The sequence below is a fragment of the Enterobacter sp. J49 genome (assembly GCF_002148625.1).
GTDB lineage: Bacteria > Pseudomonadota > Gammaproteobacteria > Enterobacterales > Enterobacteriaceae > Enterobacter > Enterobacter ludwigii.
On record NZ_MWPY01000037.1, the window covers coordinates 1,034,461 to 1,048,924 of the forward strand.

Below are 14,464 nucleotides of genomic sequence, written 5' to 3' on the forward strand. Positions count from 1 at the left end.
ATGCGGCTTCGACATACTCTGAACATTCCAGTGGCTTGTGCTATGACCCTCAATCGCTTTTGTTATTTGCTTCTGTTGATCGCCGCAATCGGAAGTCTATTCACCTCGCATCCGTTCATCCTGTGGCTCCTGCTTATCAACGTACTGACGTTAGCGATGTATGGCGCCGACAAAATGGCGGCGCGAAGGGCCATGCGCAGAGTGCCGGAAGCCACACTGCTGGTATTTGGCCTTATCGGCGGATGGCCCGGGGCGATTATAGGTCAGCAACTGTTTCGCCATAAAACGCAAAAGCAGCCCTTCAAAACCTACTTCATTGTCAGTGTCATCGTCAGTATTTCAGCGATGGTGGCGGTGTACCAACTCTTTCCTGTTTTAACGTACTGAGCGTGTACAAACGGAATGCAATAACGCGCTGACCACGGTAGATAACTAAAAACGACTGCCAATAGTAGTAGGAATATTCTTAAGGTGTTGCTGTTTTTTGCACGATCTGAATAATGTGTGCAACGACACGGATGACAACATCTCATGAAAATTCAAACTATTACACTGGCAATGCTGGTGGTCGTTTCTGCGCCTTCGAGGTCAGCTTTTCAGGCGCGGGAATATAATACCTGGTATATAAAAAATGCTGTTCTTTACGATATGACCCAGACTTCAGACGGTTTCCCGGTCATGTTGAGCATCTCCCAGCCTGAGCGGAAATCAGCAAATTTGCTGGTCTCCTATATCACCGAAGGGCGCTGTGGCGGGACCCGACAAGAACTTAACGTGAATGGCAAAGTGCTTCCGGCCACGTATTATTGTGTTCAGGTCGGGCAGAACCGGATAGAGCATTTTTCGGTGAAAGATGCACAGAGCGTTAACGGCATGGTTAACCATCTGAAATCGGATTTTACCTTACTTCTTCAAAACGACATCAAGGTCTGGGCCGCGAACATTAATGCGCCCAAATACGGCCTCGCGCCGCGATTCTGACACGTACACCTCGACATCATCGTCTGTTAGCGGAGGGGTTACGCCCTGTATCACAGCATAAATAGCATCCGTGACAACGCCACGTTTTACCACAATCCTGCTACGCTTTTTGTGTTGTACAAGGGAGCACAAACATGAAGAACAAAGATGAACAAACGGGATTAGTGGGACTGGCGATTGGTGCCGCCGTTATCGGTCTTGTTTCAGCACAGCAACCCATCCATCGCGACAGTATCGTGAGTGAACTGGTCAGACTCGGCAGACAGAAAGGCGATGGCGTTGAAGATGAGGTTTTCGTTAAGGCTGCCGAGCTCGTGAGAAAGGGGGTGTAACCGATGGCTGATATTCGTCATGCACAGTGCCATTGTGGCGCGGTGGCGTTTACCGTTGAACTCTCAGACGGATTAAATACCGCCCGGCGCTGCAGCTGCTCTTTTTGCCGGATGCGGGGCGCCGTGGTGGTCTCGGCACCGCTGTCGGGCATTACCGTAACGAAAGGGGCGGATAAGCTCACGGAATATCGTTTTAACACAGGAACAGCCCGCCATTTCTTCTGCTCGGTCTGCGGGATTTATACCTTCCATCAGCGGCGTTCAAATCCCAACGAATACGGCGTGAATGTGGCCTGTTTTGAAAATGTGACCCCCTTTGATTTTGCCGAAGTGGCGGTGATGGACGGCGTTAATCATCCCGCGGATGGCGACAGCGGGGTTTTCGGCTACCTCTCTTTTCGTCAAAAAGAAGCATAACTGCCGCCTGGCCAGATTTTAACAATGCGGCCTATAGTGGGGAGTGGGTATCCGAAACAGGAGAGAAATATGCTGTATGTTGAGAAAGATGATCCGCGTGAGGCGCCTGAGTCAGGTGATAAAAAGCCTCAGCCGGTCAAAAAATAGTCCGTTGGTACGTTTCCCGCCACCGGCCCTGCTGGTGGCGTATTGTTTGGGGGAAACCTTAACTGCCATCCAGATGGTTCAACAGCGCGCCGAGATGCCCAACGACACCACCAAAATCAAAAATTAACGCCATCCATATAATCGCCAGAAGGGTAAGTACGGCAACTGATACACGACCAAACAATGCAGTTATCCTTAATGAAGCAAAGTCTATAAGGTGAGTCTACACGGATTTCTTTAAACTTACCCTTAACGACACCGTCATAAATTTTCCTTTTGAGATGATTCACACATTCATTGAGCCGAGAGGCGCGAAGAGAGGGAAATACGATGGGAGAGAAGAGGAGGGCTGGCTTCAGGCGTCGCAACGAAAATAACGAGCCCGCATCACGATGCGGGCTCTTGGGATCAGAACTGGTAAACCAGACCTAATGCAACGACATCATCCGTGCTAATGCCGTTATTTTTGTAGAAACTGTCATCTTCATCCAACAGGTTGATTTTATAATCAACGTAGGTGGACATGTTTTTGTTGAAGTAGTAGGTTGCGCCTACGTCAGCATATTTAACCAGATCCTGATCGCCCTGACCGTTGGCCAGGTCTTTACCTTTAGACTGCAGATAAGAAATTGCCGGGCGCAGGCCGAAGTCGAACTGATATTGCGCGGTCACTTCAACGTTTTGCGTTTTATTGGCCACGGCATCCGTATTATCGCCATAAGGGGTCATATTGCGGGTTTCAGAATACATTGCCGCCAGATAAATATTGTTGGCGTCATATTTCAGGCCTGCAGTCCAGGCATCCGCTTTATCGCCACCGGCAGTGGTATTCATCACCTGTTCGTTGGTACGGTCAGAAGAGGTATAGGCAGCACCCGCGCTGATACCCATGCCAAAGTCATAGGTGGTGGAGATACCGAAGCCGTCACCGTTCTCATGGCGCGTGTCGCGACCATTGTTGGTGCCTTCCTGGTTGTTGCTGGCATCTTCGTTCTTACCCTGATACTGCAGGGCAAAGTTCAGACCCTGTACCAGACCATAGAAGTCAGTGTTACGGTAGGTTGCGACCCCGTTGGCACGGCCAGTCATAAAGTTGTCTGCATTGGTGTAAGAGTCACCACCGAATTCAGGCAACATATCGGTCCAGCCTTCCACGTCGTACAGAACGCCGTAGTTACGACCGTAATCGAAGGAGCCATAGTCACCGACTTTAATACCGGCGAAGGCCAGACGCGTCCATGACTGGTTATCGGACCCTTCAGTGTTATTGGCCTGGATGTTGTATTCCCACTGGGCGTAACCGGTCATCATGTTGTTGATCTGGGTTTCACCCTTGAAGCCCAGACGCATGTAAGTTTGATCGCCATCTTTAGAGGCATCGTCGGAGAAGTAATGCAGACCATCTACTTTTCCGTACAGATCTAATTTGTTGCCGTCTTTATTATAAATTTCTGCAGCATGCGCAGCGCCAGCCATTAACAGCGCTGGAATCATCAGGGCCAGTACTTTTCTTTGCATTTTGGAATTCCTTTGCAGTTGTTTTTATTTAATTACGTATTGAACTTTCCGCACGAGAAAGCTGTCTCATGCTAAATCACTCCTGACCAAGAACAATAAAATATAATTGTTACGAGTTAAGTTAATTCTTAACCGGATTATGCGGCGGAAATAGTCATTGGTTTTATGAATGATTTAAAGCTAATCATATTAAATAAAAATTATTAATTGCCCCTTAAATCAGATAATCTCAGCGGCGTTATATGCCTTTAAGATTTTTCATCCATAATTTATGTGAATGTCATTTAGTGATTTAACGTGGTATCCATTAATTATCTGGACTCGCCCGGTGTGAATACATCGGGCTTTTTTTATGGCAAAAAAATGCCCGGACAAGCCGGGCAGAAGGAGAGTCAGTCGCGGGTGGGTTTTTCCGCTTTTCCGGCCATTTGCGCCAGGAAATCATACCGTTTTTGCAGATCGGCGGCGGCATCTTTCCACAACTGCTCGGCCACCTCTGGTTGTTGCGCGTTGAGGCGACGGAAGCGCTGTTCCTGCATTAACGTTTCGCCCAGCGCATCGGAAGGCGGGCGTGAATCCAGCGCCAGAGGCAATTTACCTTCATCGGCGCGGCGCGGGTCGAACCGGTAGAGCGGCCAGAAGCCGGTTGCGGTCAGCTGGCGCATCTGATCGTGGCTGAGTGCCAGGTCGTAGCCATGCTCTTCACACGGGCTGTAGGCAATGATCAGCGACGGACCCGGGTAGGCTTCCGCTTCCTGAATGGCTTTCACCGTCTGGTTCAGCTGCGCGCCCAGCGAGATTTGCGCGACATACACGTGGCCGTACATCATCATGCTGACGCCGAGATCTTTACGCGCCTTGCGCTTGCCGTGTTCACCAAACTTAGTTACTGCGCCAAGCGGAGTAGCTTTTGACGCTTGGCCACCGGTGTTGGAATAGCACTGCGTATCCAGAACCAGAATGTTGACGTTTTCGGTGAGGCTTAACACGTGATCCAGCCCGCCAAAGCCGATGTCATACGCCCAGCCGTCACCGCCAATCAGCCATATTGATTTTTCCACCAGCGCGTCAGCGTCGGTCAACAGTTGCCCGGCACCTTCCACGTCCTGCAGAGCGTTGCGCAGTTCCGCAACCTGCTCACGACGACGTTCTGGCGTTGCATCAGCGTGCAACGCCTCATTCAGCTCCGCCGGGATGTGGTCAGCAAACTGTTCCAGTAACCGCATCACGCGTGCGCGGTGCTGGTCAACGGTCAGACGGAAGCCCAGACCAAACTCGGCGTTATCCTCAAACAACGAGTTCGCCCATGCCGGACCGCGGCCATGGGCGTCGGTGGTGTACGGCGTGGAAGGCAGATTACCGCCATAGATTGATGAACAGCCCGTGGCGTTAGCGATCAACATTCTGTCGCCGTACAGTTGCGTGAGCAGCTTGATATACGGCGTTTCACCGCAGCCGGAGCAGGCGCCTGAATATTCGAACAGCGGAGTAATGAGCTGCGAGGTACGAATATCAATACGCTCCAGCGTGCTGCGGTCGATCTCCGGCAGGTTCAGGAAGAAGTCATAATTTACCTTCTCTTCTTCGACATGCTCGAGGCGCGACATCATATTGATGGCTTTGATGTCCGGATCCTGACGATCTTTCGCCGGACAGACCTCAACGCACAGATTACATCCGGTGCAATCTTCCGGAGCGACCTGCAGAACATACTTCTGTCCGCGCATATCACGGGATTTCACATCAAGTGAATGCAGGCTGGCCGGGGCGTCTTCCATCGCTTCCGGGGAGACCACTTTGGCACGAATGGCCGAGTGCGGGCAGGCTGCTACGCAGTGGTTGCACTGGGTACACAGCTCCTCTTTCCAGATGGGGATTTCTTCGGCGATGTTGCGTTTTTCCCAGCGCGTGGTGCCCATCGGCCAGGTGCCATCGGGTGGCAGTGCGGAGACGGGAAGGGCATCACCCAGCCCGGCCAGCATGGCTGCCGTCACGGTTTTCACGAAATCCGGTGCCGCGTCAGAAACCACCGGTGGACGGTTCGGGCTGGACGGATCAACCGCTTGCAGCGGTACTTCAAATAAAGACTCGCGCGCCAGCGCCAGCGCCTGCCAGTTACGCTCGACCAGCTCCTGACCTTTACTGCTGTAGCTTTTGGCAATCGCCCCCTGCAGTTCCATTAGCGCGCTGTCTCCCGGCAGGATCTGCGTCAGGTGGAAGAAGGCCATTTGCATCACGGTATTAATTCGCGCGGCAAGGCCACACTCGCGGGCAATTTTTGCAGCGTTAATGACGTAGAAGCGGGCTTTTTTCTGGTTCAGCACCGCCTGCACTTCCTGCGGCAGTCGCGACCAGACTTCATCCACGCTGTATGGCGTATTGAGCAGGAAAATACCGCCCGGTTTCAGGCGCTCTGCCATCTGGTACTTATCGATGAACTGCAGCTGGTGACAGCCCACAAAATCAGCCTGCGAGATAAGGTACGCCGAGCGGATAGGGTGCTCGCTGACGCGCAGGTGGGAAACGGTCAGCCCACCTGCTTTTTTGGAGTCGTAGACAAAATACCCCTGGGCATACCACGACGTGGAGTTCCCGATAATCTTAATGTTGTTCTTGGTCGCGGAGACGCTACCGTCGCTGCCCAGTCCATAAAACAGCGCCTCGAGTTTTGCGGTGGAAGGCAGCGTGTTTTCCGGCAGGGGCAGAGAGAGGTTGGTCACGTCATCATAAATACCGACGGTAAAGCGCGGTTTTGGTTTAGCCTCGCTCAGCTCATTAAACACCGCCAGCACACAGTCCGGGCCAAACTCTTTGGAGGACAACCCATAGCGACCCCCGATCACGCGGGGCAGTGTTTCGCGCTCACCGCAATTAAACGCTTCAGCCAGCGCGGACATGACGTCCAGATACAGAGGTTCTGCGTGGGCGCCAGGCTCTTTAGTGCGATCGAGCACCGCCACGGTGCGCGCGCTTTCCGGCAGGGCGGAGAGCAAATGTCGCGCGGAAAACGGCCGGTAGAGCCGCACTTTGAGCACGCCGATTTTTTCACCACGGGTCAGCAGTTCATCCACTACCTCTTCACAGGTGCCAATGGCTGACCCCATGAGCACAATGACCCGTTCCGCCTGCGGATGGCCGTAGTATTCAAACGGTTTGTATTGCCGTCCGGTGGCCGCGGCAAAATCATCCATCGCCTGCTCAACGTGATCATAAACGGCGTTGTACCACGGGTTCGTTGCTTCCCGGGACTGGAAATAGGTATCCGGGTTGGCCGATGTCCCGCGGATCACCGGGTGTTCCGGGTTCAGCGCACGGGCGCGATGTGCGTCGATTTCCGCCTGCGGCAGAAGATTGAGGAGGGTGTCGTCAGCCAGCGGAACGATTTTATTGATTTCGTGAGAGGTACGAAAACCATCAAAGAAATGAATAAAGGGCACGCGACTCTTCAGCGTCGCCATATGCGAAATTAACGCGAAGTCCTGTGCTTCCTGAACGCTGCTGGCGCACAGCATGGCGCAACCGGTCTGGCGGACGGCCATCACGTCTGAATGATCGCCAAAGATGGAGAGGGCGTGTGTCGCAACGGTTCGTGCGGCAACGTGAAGCACAAACGGGGTAAGTTGTCCTGCCAGTTTATAGAGCGTCGGGATCATCAACAATAATCCCTGCGACGAGGTGAATGACGTCGACAAAGCACCGGTCTGCAGCGCCCCGTGGACGGTCGCGATAGCGCCAGCCTCAGACTGCATTTCCACGACTCTTGGGACGTCGCCCCAGACGTTTTTCAGTCCGTTGCCCGCCCAGGCATCGGCCTGTTCGGCCATCGTAGAACTTGGCGTAATTGGGTAGATGGCGATAACTTCACTGGTGCGAAACGCGACGGACGCGACTGCACCATTACCGTCAATAGTTTGCATAGGACAACACCCTTACATTGCGCAAAAAAAGGAGCCCGAAAAAAACACAACGGGCTTTGAATATTATTCCCTTAGTTTAGCAAAGGTCGGATTTTACGATTTTCGCTTTTGTGTCCTCGGTATTCTCGACATCAATGAGTAGATCAATCTTTTGGCGAAAAAATTGCGAGAAATTGTTTCAGGAGCGCATAAATACGCACTTTCGCTCTCGACGACACGGCATGTGATGCCTATTATGCATAGGTTTCGCATTATTAATGGGGGAGAGAGAGCATGCGTTCAGCATTTTGGGTCGGGTGTGCCGCGTTATTATTATCGGCATGCAGCAGTGAACCTGTTCAGCAGGCAACGGCGGCACACGTAACGCCGGGGATGAAAGCGGCGATGTCCAGCTCTGGACAAGCCAACTGCGCGATGATTGGCGGCTCGCTGTCTGTTGCCCGCCAGCTTGACGGCTCAGCTATCGGGATGTGCGCATTGCCAAACGGCAAACGCTGCAGTGAACAGTCGCTTGCCGTAGGATCCTGCGGAAACTACTGATTACTCCGCACGCTTAAACATTAGCGTTTTATCGGCTGTCGCCAGCGTTAACTGGTCTTCAGTCAGGTCGACCTGCGCCCCTTTGCGCAGCATGTCGCCAATGGCCTGATCCAGTTCGTTCAACTGTGGTTCGGTACAGAGCTTGCGCGTCATGGCGAGCGTTTTGACCTTGAGCTCACCTTCGGACAATTTCCCCTGTCCGTTAAACGTGTTACACATCACGCCGGAAACGCTAATGTTATTAACCAGACTGATATCAGGCAGGGCTTTGAAGCTGATCTCTGGTTGCGTTGTCGTGGCCTTAACGGCTTTCCCGTCCACATTCTCCAGCACAAAACGGTGGCTCTTAAGTTGGTCCGGCTGAACGGAGGCTTTACCAGGATTAACGCACCCGGTGAGGACAAGACTGATAACACTTAACGCAATGAGCTTTTTCATTTTTCTTCTCAGACGATAGATACTGTGAATCTTTTTTTCAGTGTAACGATACTCTGCCGTGCGTTAATGGGGTTTATCTGAAAGTGCGGGCGGGTACCGGGCAACGTTGTCGTTGCCCGCAATACGATCAGTGCGACTTAAACCCTGCGGCCGTCATTAACATGCGAAAGAGCATACTGACCGCCGCCAGTGCCAGTACGCTGCCGCCCCAGATAATGGCCAGCCACATGACTCTTTTCCAGAAAGGTTGTTGCATCAGTGATAACCCTCTCCATGCTGTACTTTTCCGCGAAACACGTAGTAACTCCAGAAGGTGTAGACCAGAATCACGGGAATGATCAACAACGCGCCCACCAGCATAAAGCCCTGACTTTGTGTCGGAGCCGCCGCCTGCCAGAGCGTGATTGACGGGGGAATAATGTGCGGCCAGATGCTGATCCCAAGTCCGCTAAAGCCGAGAAAAATCAGCCCTAACGTCAGGATAAACGGCAGATGATGGCTGTCGGGATTATTCAGGCAACGCCACTGATACAGGCTCAGGATCACCACCAGCACCGGCACGGGCAGCAGGAAGAAGAGATTCGGCAGGGTAAACCAGCGCGCGGCGATGGCCGGCTGCGCCAGTGGCGTCCAGAAGCTGATTGCTGCAATGAATACCAGAAGCAGGATCAGGAGCGTTCTGGATACCCGTCGCATTCGCTGTTGCAGCGCGTTTTCGCTTTTCATCACCAGCCATGTCGAGCCTAACAGCGCGTAGGCCACCACCAGACCTGCGCCGCAGAACAGGTTAAAAACGGTCAGCCAGTCGAACGGTCCGCCACTGTAGGCACGCCCGGTGACGCTGAAGCCGTTGATCACCGCCCCCACCGTCATGCCCTGGGTAAAGGTCGCCAGGATCGAACCGCCAATAAACGCTTTGTCCCAGAAAGGGCGGTGTGCCGGCGTGGCTTTAAAACGAAACTCAAATGCCACGCCCCGGAAAATAAGTCCGATCAGCATTAACGTCAGCGGAATAGTGAGGGCATCAATAATGACCGCATAGGCCAGCGGAAACGCGCCAAACAGCGCCGCCCCGCCAAGCACCAGCCAGGTTTCATTGCCGTCCCAGACCGGCGCAACGCTGTTCACCATCACATCGCGATCGTCGGCATCAGGCGTAGCCGGGAATAGGATACCTATCCCCAGATCAAAACCATCCATCACGATATACATCAGCGTGGCAAAGACGATGATAACAAACCAGATAATGGAAAGATCGATACCCATTATGGTTGCTCCTTATGTTCAGTAGTAACGGCAGAAAGCGGGCGTGCGGGACGTCCATCGGACTCGGTGGCAAACGATTCATGAGGCTGAGGTCCTTTTTTAATCAGGCGGACCATATAGCTGTAACCCACGCCAAATACGGAGGTGTAGACGACGAAGAAGGCCAGCAGACTCACGCTCATATGCAAGTCACCATGCGCAGAAACCGCATCCTTTGTTCGCTGAAGCCCGTAGACGACCCACGGCTGGCGGCCCACTTCGGTAGTGACCCATCCGGCCAGGATGGCAATCAGCCCGGTGGGTCCCATCAGGAGGGCAAACCACAGGAAGGGACGCGAAGCGTACACGCGCTTTTTATAACGTAACCAGAGCGCCGTTACCCCAAGCAGCAGCATCAGCATGCCTAAGCCCGCCATAATGCGGAATGACCAGAAGACGATGGTGGAATTTGGCCGGTCTTCCTTTGGAAATTCTTTCAGTGCCGGAACCTGTTTGTCGAGGCTGTGCGTCAGAATAAGGCTGCCAAGCGCCGGGATCTCCAGCCCAAAGCGGGTGCGCTCCTGTTCCATATCCGGCCAGCCAAACAGCAGCAGCGGGGTGGGTTCACCCGGTGGGTTCTCCCAGTGGCCTTCAATGGCTGCTATTTTAGCGGGCTGATGCTTCAGGGTGTTCAACCCGTGCATATCACCCACCATCGCCTGAAGGGGAGCGACAATCAGGGTCATCCACAGCGCCATGGAAAACATCGCGCGGATGGCGGGGGTGTTGTTTCCGCGCAGCAAATGCCAGGCTGCGGATGCGCCGACAAACAGGGCGCTACTCAGGAAGGCCGCTATCGACATATGCAGCAGGCGATACGGGAAGGAGGGGTTAAACACCACGGCAAACCAGTCTACCGGCACCACCTGTCCGTTGACGATTTCAAAGCCCTGTGGCGTCTGCATCCAGCTGTTTGATGAGAGGATCCAGAAGGTTGAGATAATGGTCCCCAGTGCCACCATACAGGTTGCAAAGAAATGCAGACCCGGCCCGACTTTATTCCAGCCGAACAGCATAACGCCGAGGAATCCTGCCTCGAGGAAGAAGGCAGTAAGCACTTCGTAGGTCAGGAGCGGGCCGGTAATACTGCCGGCAAATTGTGAAAACCCACTCCAGTTGGTCCCAAACTGGTAGGCCATGACCAGCCCGGAGACCACGCCCATACCGAAGTTAACGGCAAAAATCTTCGACCAGAAATGGTACAGCGAACGCCAGACCGGGTTTTTGGTTTTCAGCCACAGGCCTTCTAGCACAGCGAGATAACTCGCCAGACCGATGGTAATAGCCGGGAAAATAATGTGGAAGGATACGGTAAAGGCAAACTGTATTCGTGCGAGATGAAAAGCATCTAAACCAAACATGCACAACCTCAATGTCAAACGGTGTGCTGTTATGGTATAGGGGCGAAATAACCAGTATCAGACGCAGAAAAGCGAAATTTACCTATAACAGTTAATGAAAACATCACGCTTTACATATCTGATATAGCTTGCGCGAAAGAATAAAAAAATTATTTTTATGAAATTTATGCATTAAACAGCTTGCCTTGTTATCAACAACATGCGTTAATGGCCCTCTGGGTTTGAGTCCAAATAAACATCTGACGTAGTTTTATAAAGCAGTTCTCATCACGTTGTGCCTCTCCGCAGCCTCTCTTGGGTCTTTTTCTACACTCCGATTAGTTTTTGTTTCAAACCACTATCGCCTGAAGGGCCCATTAAGCAATTAACGTTTTTACGTTTACAGGAGAATCCTATGACTTCTTATATCCATTTCCGCTGCCCATGCTGCCATGGTTCGCAGTACCGTACCTCAGCTTTTGATGTGTCTGAGAAAAACCCGTTCGGTGCAAAATGCATTTTTTGCAAATCGTCGATGATTACCCTCGATCATCTGGCCGCTGCCCGCCACGCTCAGCGTAACGTCACCGAACTGCGTAAGTAATGCATCTGGCTAACTATAACAGTTAGCAAAATCTTCTCTTTTTCTCCTGCTGATATACACTGTCGGTCATAAGGAGAATCTGATGAAAAAATACCAGCGTCTGGCGCAACAAATTATCTCGCAGATCGAGCTTGGCGTATGGTTGCCGGGCGATAAGCTGCCTTCTCTGCGAGAGCAGGTCGCGAGCAGCGGCATGAGTTTTATGACCGTTGGCCACGCGTATCAGATGCTGGAAAGCCAGGGGCGTATCGTCGCCAGGCCGCAGTCGGGCTATTACGTTGCCTCGCGCCCGACCGCACACCAACCTGCGCCGCCTGCCCAGGTGATGCGGGACGAAGTGGTAGATATCAACACCTATATCTTCGACGTATTACAGGCCAGCCGCGACCCGTCGGTTGTTCCTTTCGCTTCTGCCTTCCCCGACCCCCGGCTTTTCCCGTTGCAGCAACTTAACCGTTCGCTGGCCAATGTCAGTAAAACCGCCACAGCAATGAGCGTAATTGAGAACCTGCCTCCGGGTAACGTTGACCTTCGCCACGCCATTGCCCGCCGCTATGCGCAGCAGGGAATGAATATCTCGCCGGATGAGATTGTCATTACCGCAGGCGCACTCGAAGCCCTGAATCTTAGCCTGCAGGCCGTTACCGAGCCTGGTGACTGGGTGATTGTCGAAAACCCCTGTTTCTACGGTGCGCTACAGGCGCTGGAACGCCTGAAACTCAAAGCGCTGTCGGTGGCGACGGACGTCCGCGAAGGGATCGATCTGAATGCGCTTGAGCAGGCGCTCAATGAGTATCCTGTCAAAGCCTGCTGGCTCATGACCAACAGTCAAAATCCCCTTGGCTTCACGCTCAGCGCAGAAAAAAAAGCGCACCTGGTCGCGCTTCTCGCCAGGCACAACGTCACCCTGATCGAAGATGATGTCTACAGCGAACTCTATTTTGGCCGGGAGAAACCTCTGCCAGCGAAAGCCTGGGATCGTGACGATATGACGCTGCACTGCTCGTCCTTCTCGAAATGTCTGGTGGCGGGGTTTCGCATCGGCTGGGTGGCGGCAGGTAAACATGCGCGACGCATTCAGCAGCTACAGCTGATGAGCACCTTATCGACCAGTTCACCCATGCAGCTGGCGCTGGTGGATTACCTGGCGACAAAACGCTATGACGCCCATCTTCGCCGCCTGCGACGCACGCTGGCCGAACGCAAACAGCAGGCGTGGCAGTCGCTTTTGCGCCATATGCCGGCAGGCGTCAAAATTCATCACAACGACAGCGGCTATTTTTTGTGGCTGGAACTCCCGGCGCAGCTGGACGCCGGGCTGCTGAGTGAGAAAGCGCTAATGCACCACATCAGTATTGCCCCCGGTAAGATGTTTTCGACCTCTGACGCCTGGACACCGTTCTTCCGGTTTAATACCTCCTGGGCATGGGGGGAGCGAGAAGAACAGGCTGTGATTCAGTTAGGGAAATTAATTAGCAGCATGCTCGAATAATAATCTCCGCACCTTTCTAAAATAATCATTCCTTATCCTGATGGCGGTACGGCGAATATTCCGCAGTACCGCATCATAGGAAATCTGCATACCGCCTCTCAACGCTAACTCCTTGTCTATAATCCAGTTAACGGGGAATGCGCCCTCGGTCACACCTTGATGAAATTTCTTTAAGCCGCACGGTGCGGCGCATTTGCGCGGTCTACGTTTAATAAGGGAGATATTTTTACGGCACGGCTGCCGCTAAATTTCATTGCGACAGGAGTAATTCTTATGAGCAAAAAATTTGCCCGCAGCAGCCTGTGCGCGCTCGGCATGACCCTCATGACAGCGCACGCCGCAGAGCCACCGAAGGCTATCGGCGACGGGGAAGGACGACTGGATATTATTGCCTGGCCCGGGTACATCGAACGGGGACAAACCGATAAAAATTATGACTGGGTCACGCAGTTCGAAAAAGAGACCGGCTGCGCGGTGAACGTTAAAACCGCGGCCACCTCGGATGAAATGGTTAGCCTGATGGCTAAAGGAGGATACGATCTGGTCACTGCCTCGGGCGATGCCTCACTGCGCCTGATCATGGGGAAACGCGTTCAGCCGATTAACCCGGACCTTATCCCAAACTGGAAAACTCTCGACCCGCGGATCGTCAAAGGTGAATGGTTTAACGTCGGCGGCAACGTCTACGGCACGCCGTATCAGTGGGGGCCAAACCTGCTGATGTACAACAGCAAAACGTTCCCGACGCCGCCGGACAGCTGGAGCGTCGTCTTTACGAAACAGAATTTACCTGACGGTAAAACCAATCAGGGCCGCGTGCAGGCCTATGATGGCCCGATTTACATCGCCGATGCGGCGCTGTTTGTCAAAGCCACGCAGCCGCAGCTGGGTATCACCGACCCGTACCAGCTAACAGAAAAACAGTATGCCGCCGTACTGAAGGTATTGCGTGACCAGCATGCGCTGATCCACCGCTACTGGCATGACACCACCGTTCAGATGAGCGACTTTAAAAATGAAGGCGTAGTGGCCTCCAGCGCCTGGCCCTATCAGGCCAATGCCCTGAAAGCGGAGAACCAGCCTGTCGCCACTGTTTTCCCGAAAGAAGGGGTAACCGGCTGGGCGGACACCACCATGCTGCACGCGCAGGCCAAGCACCCGATGTGCGCCTACAAATGGATGAACTGGTCGCTGACGCCTAAAGTGCAGGGCGATCTGGCGGCCTGGTTTGGCTCGCTGCCCGTGGTACCGGAAGGGTGTAAAGCCAGCACATTGCTCGGCGATAAAGGCTGCGAAACGAACGGCTACAACTATTTCGACAAAATCATGTTCTGGAAAACCCCGATTGCAGAAGGCGGCAAATTCGTTCCTTACAGCCGCTGGACACAGGATTACATCGCCATCATGGGCGGCCGTTAATCGCAGGAGCAGAA

The 14,464-nt window shown here is 53.2% G+C and carries 16 protein-coding genes; 9 read left to right on the forward strand and 7 right to left on the reverse strand.

Translation table 11 applies throughout. The features are described 5' to 3' along the window. Positions 1-42 precede the first annotated feature (42 nt). The 5 genes from BJP35_RS23290 to BJP35_RS24750 all read left to right on the forward strand — a co-directional run bounded on the left by BJP35_RS23290 (position 43) and on the right by BJP35_RS24750 (position 1,877). Positions 43-387, forward strand: coding sequence for a DUF1294 domain-containing protein (locus BJP35_RS23290; RefSeq protein WP_020884005.1), 345 nt, complete (start codon positions 43-45; stop codon positions 385-387). Positions 388-531: 144 nt separating this feature from the next. Next, positions 532-981 (forward strand): hypothetical protein, encoded by a 450-nt coding sequence (locus BJP35_RS23295; RefSeq protein ID WP_014170282.1) that lies wholly within the window; start codon positions 532-534, stop codon positions 979-981. Between the two features lie 134 nt (positions 982-1,115). Then, positions 1,116-1,313 (forward strand): hypothetical protein, encoded by a 198-nt coding sequence (locus tag BJP35_RS23300; RefSeq protein WP_014170281.1) that lies wholly within the window; start codon positions 1,116-1,118, stop codon positions 1,311-1,313. A gap of 3 nt (positions 1,314-1,316) precedes the next feature. Continuing rightward, positions 1,317-1,730, forward strand: a complete 414-nt coding sequence (locus BJP35_RS23305; protein ID WP_020884007.1) for a GFA family protein — start codon at positions 1,317-1,319, stop codon at positions 1,728-1,730. 69 nt (positions 1,731-1,799) lie between these two features. Beyond that, on the forward strand, positions 1,800-1,877 hold the full coding sequence (locus tag BJP35_RS24750) for a hypothetical protein (protein ID WP_223263916.1): 78 nt from the start codon (positions 1,800-1,802) through the stop codon (positions 1,875-1,877). 58 nt (positions 1,878-1,935) lie between these two features. Here the strand turns inward: BJP35_RS24750 and BJP35_RS24755 are convergent, their stop codons facing one another. From BJP35_RS24755 to nifJ, 3 genes are all read right to left on the reverse strand, one after another. Beyond that, positions 1,936-2,061 carry a hypothetical protein gene (locus tag BJP35_RS24755; RefSeq protein ID WP_255320659.1) on the reverse strand — a complete coding sequence of 42 codons (126 nt, stop codon included), beginning with the start codon at positions 2,059-2,061 and terminating at the stop codon, positions 1,936-1,938. A 224-nt stretch (positions 2,062-2,285) separates the two neighbouring features. Further along, positions 2,286-3,395: a porin OmpC gene (ompC, locus tag BJP35_RS23315; RefSeq protein WP_032678256.1), complete on the reverse strand. Its 1,110-nt coding sequence runs from the start codon at positions 3,393-3,395 to the stop codon at positions 2,286-2,288. A 392-nt stretch (positions 3,396-3,787) separates the two neighbouring features. After that, entirely contained in the window at positions 3,788-7,312 is a 3,525-nt protein-coding gene (gene nifJ, locus BJP35_RS23320; protein ID WP_047744723.1) for a pyruvate:ferredoxin (flavodoxin) oxidoreductase, read from the reverse strand. Between the two features lie 273 nt (positions 7,313-7,585). Between nifJ and BJP35_RS23330 the strand changes: the two genes are divergently transcribed. Further along, complete coding sequence (locus BJP35_RS23330) at positions 7,586-7,852, forward strand: DUF333 domain-containing protein (protein WP_014170276.1); 267 nt, start codon at positions 7,586-7,588, stop codon at positions 7,850-7,852. On the opposite strand, the gene hslJ is transcribed toward BJP35_RS23330, so the two are convergent. The 4 genes from hslJ to BJP35_RS23350 form a co-directional block, all read right to left on the reverse strand. Beyond that, positions 7,853-8,290, reverse strand: a complete 438-nt coding sequence (gene hslJ / locus BJP35_RS23335) for a heat shock protein HslJ (RefSeq protein ID WP_047744722.1) — start codon at positions 8,288-8,290, stop codon at positions 7,853-7,855. 127 nt (positions 8,291-8,417) lie between these two features. Next, positions 8,418-8,546 carry a DUF2474 domain-containing protein gene (locus BJP35_RS23340; protein ID WP_014170274.1) on the reverse strand — a complete coding sequence of 43 codons (129 nt, stop codon included), beginning with the start codon at positions 8,544-8,546 and terminating at the stop codon, positions 8,418-8,420. Continuing rightward, positions 8,546-9,556 carry a cytochrome d ubiquinol oxidase subunit II gene (gene cydB / locus BJP35_RS23345; protein ID WP_047744721.1) on the reverse strand — a complete coding sequence of 337 codons (1,011 nt, stop codon included), beginning with the start codon at positions 9,554-9,556 and terminating at the stop codon, positions 8,546-8,548. The genes BJP35_RS23340 and cydB overlap by 1 nt, the downstream gene beginning before the upstream one ends. Further along, positions 9,556-10,956 carry a cytochrome ubiquinol oxidase subunit I gene (locus BJP35_RS23350; protein WP_032680924.1) on the reverse strand — a complete coding sequence of 467 codons (1,401 nt, stop codon included), beginning with the start codon at positions 10,954-10,956 and terminating at the stop codon, positions 9,556-9,558. Before BJP35_RS23350 ends, cydB begins: the two co-directional genes overlap by 1 nt. Positions 10,957-11,350: 394 nt before the next feature. On the opposite strand from BJP35_RS23350, the gene BJP35_RS23355 reads away from it, so the two are divergent. From BJP35_RS23355 to ydcS, 3 genes are all read left to right on the forward strand, one after another. Then, on the forward strand, positions 11,351-11,539 hold the full coding sequence (locus tag BJP35_RS23355; protein ID WP_020884014.1) for a hypothetical protein: 189 nt from the start codon (positions 11,351-11,353) through the stop codon (positions 11,537-11,539). 82 nt (positions 11,540-11,621) lie between these two features. Next, positions 11,622-13,031, forward strand: coding sequence for a PLP-dependent aminotransferase family protein (locus tag BJP35_RS23360; protein WP_020884015.1), 1,410 nt, complete (start codon positions 11,622-11,624; stop codon positions 13,029-13,031). A gap of 273 nt (positions 13,032-13,304) precedes the next feature. Then, a complete protein-coding gene (gene ydcS / locus BJP35_RS23365; protein WP_020884016.1) occupies positions 13,305-14,450 on the forward strand; it encodes a putative ABC transporter substrate-binding protein YdcS in 1,146 nt (381 codons plus the stop codon). The last annotated feature ends 14 nt before the right edge of the window (positions 14,451-14,464 follow it).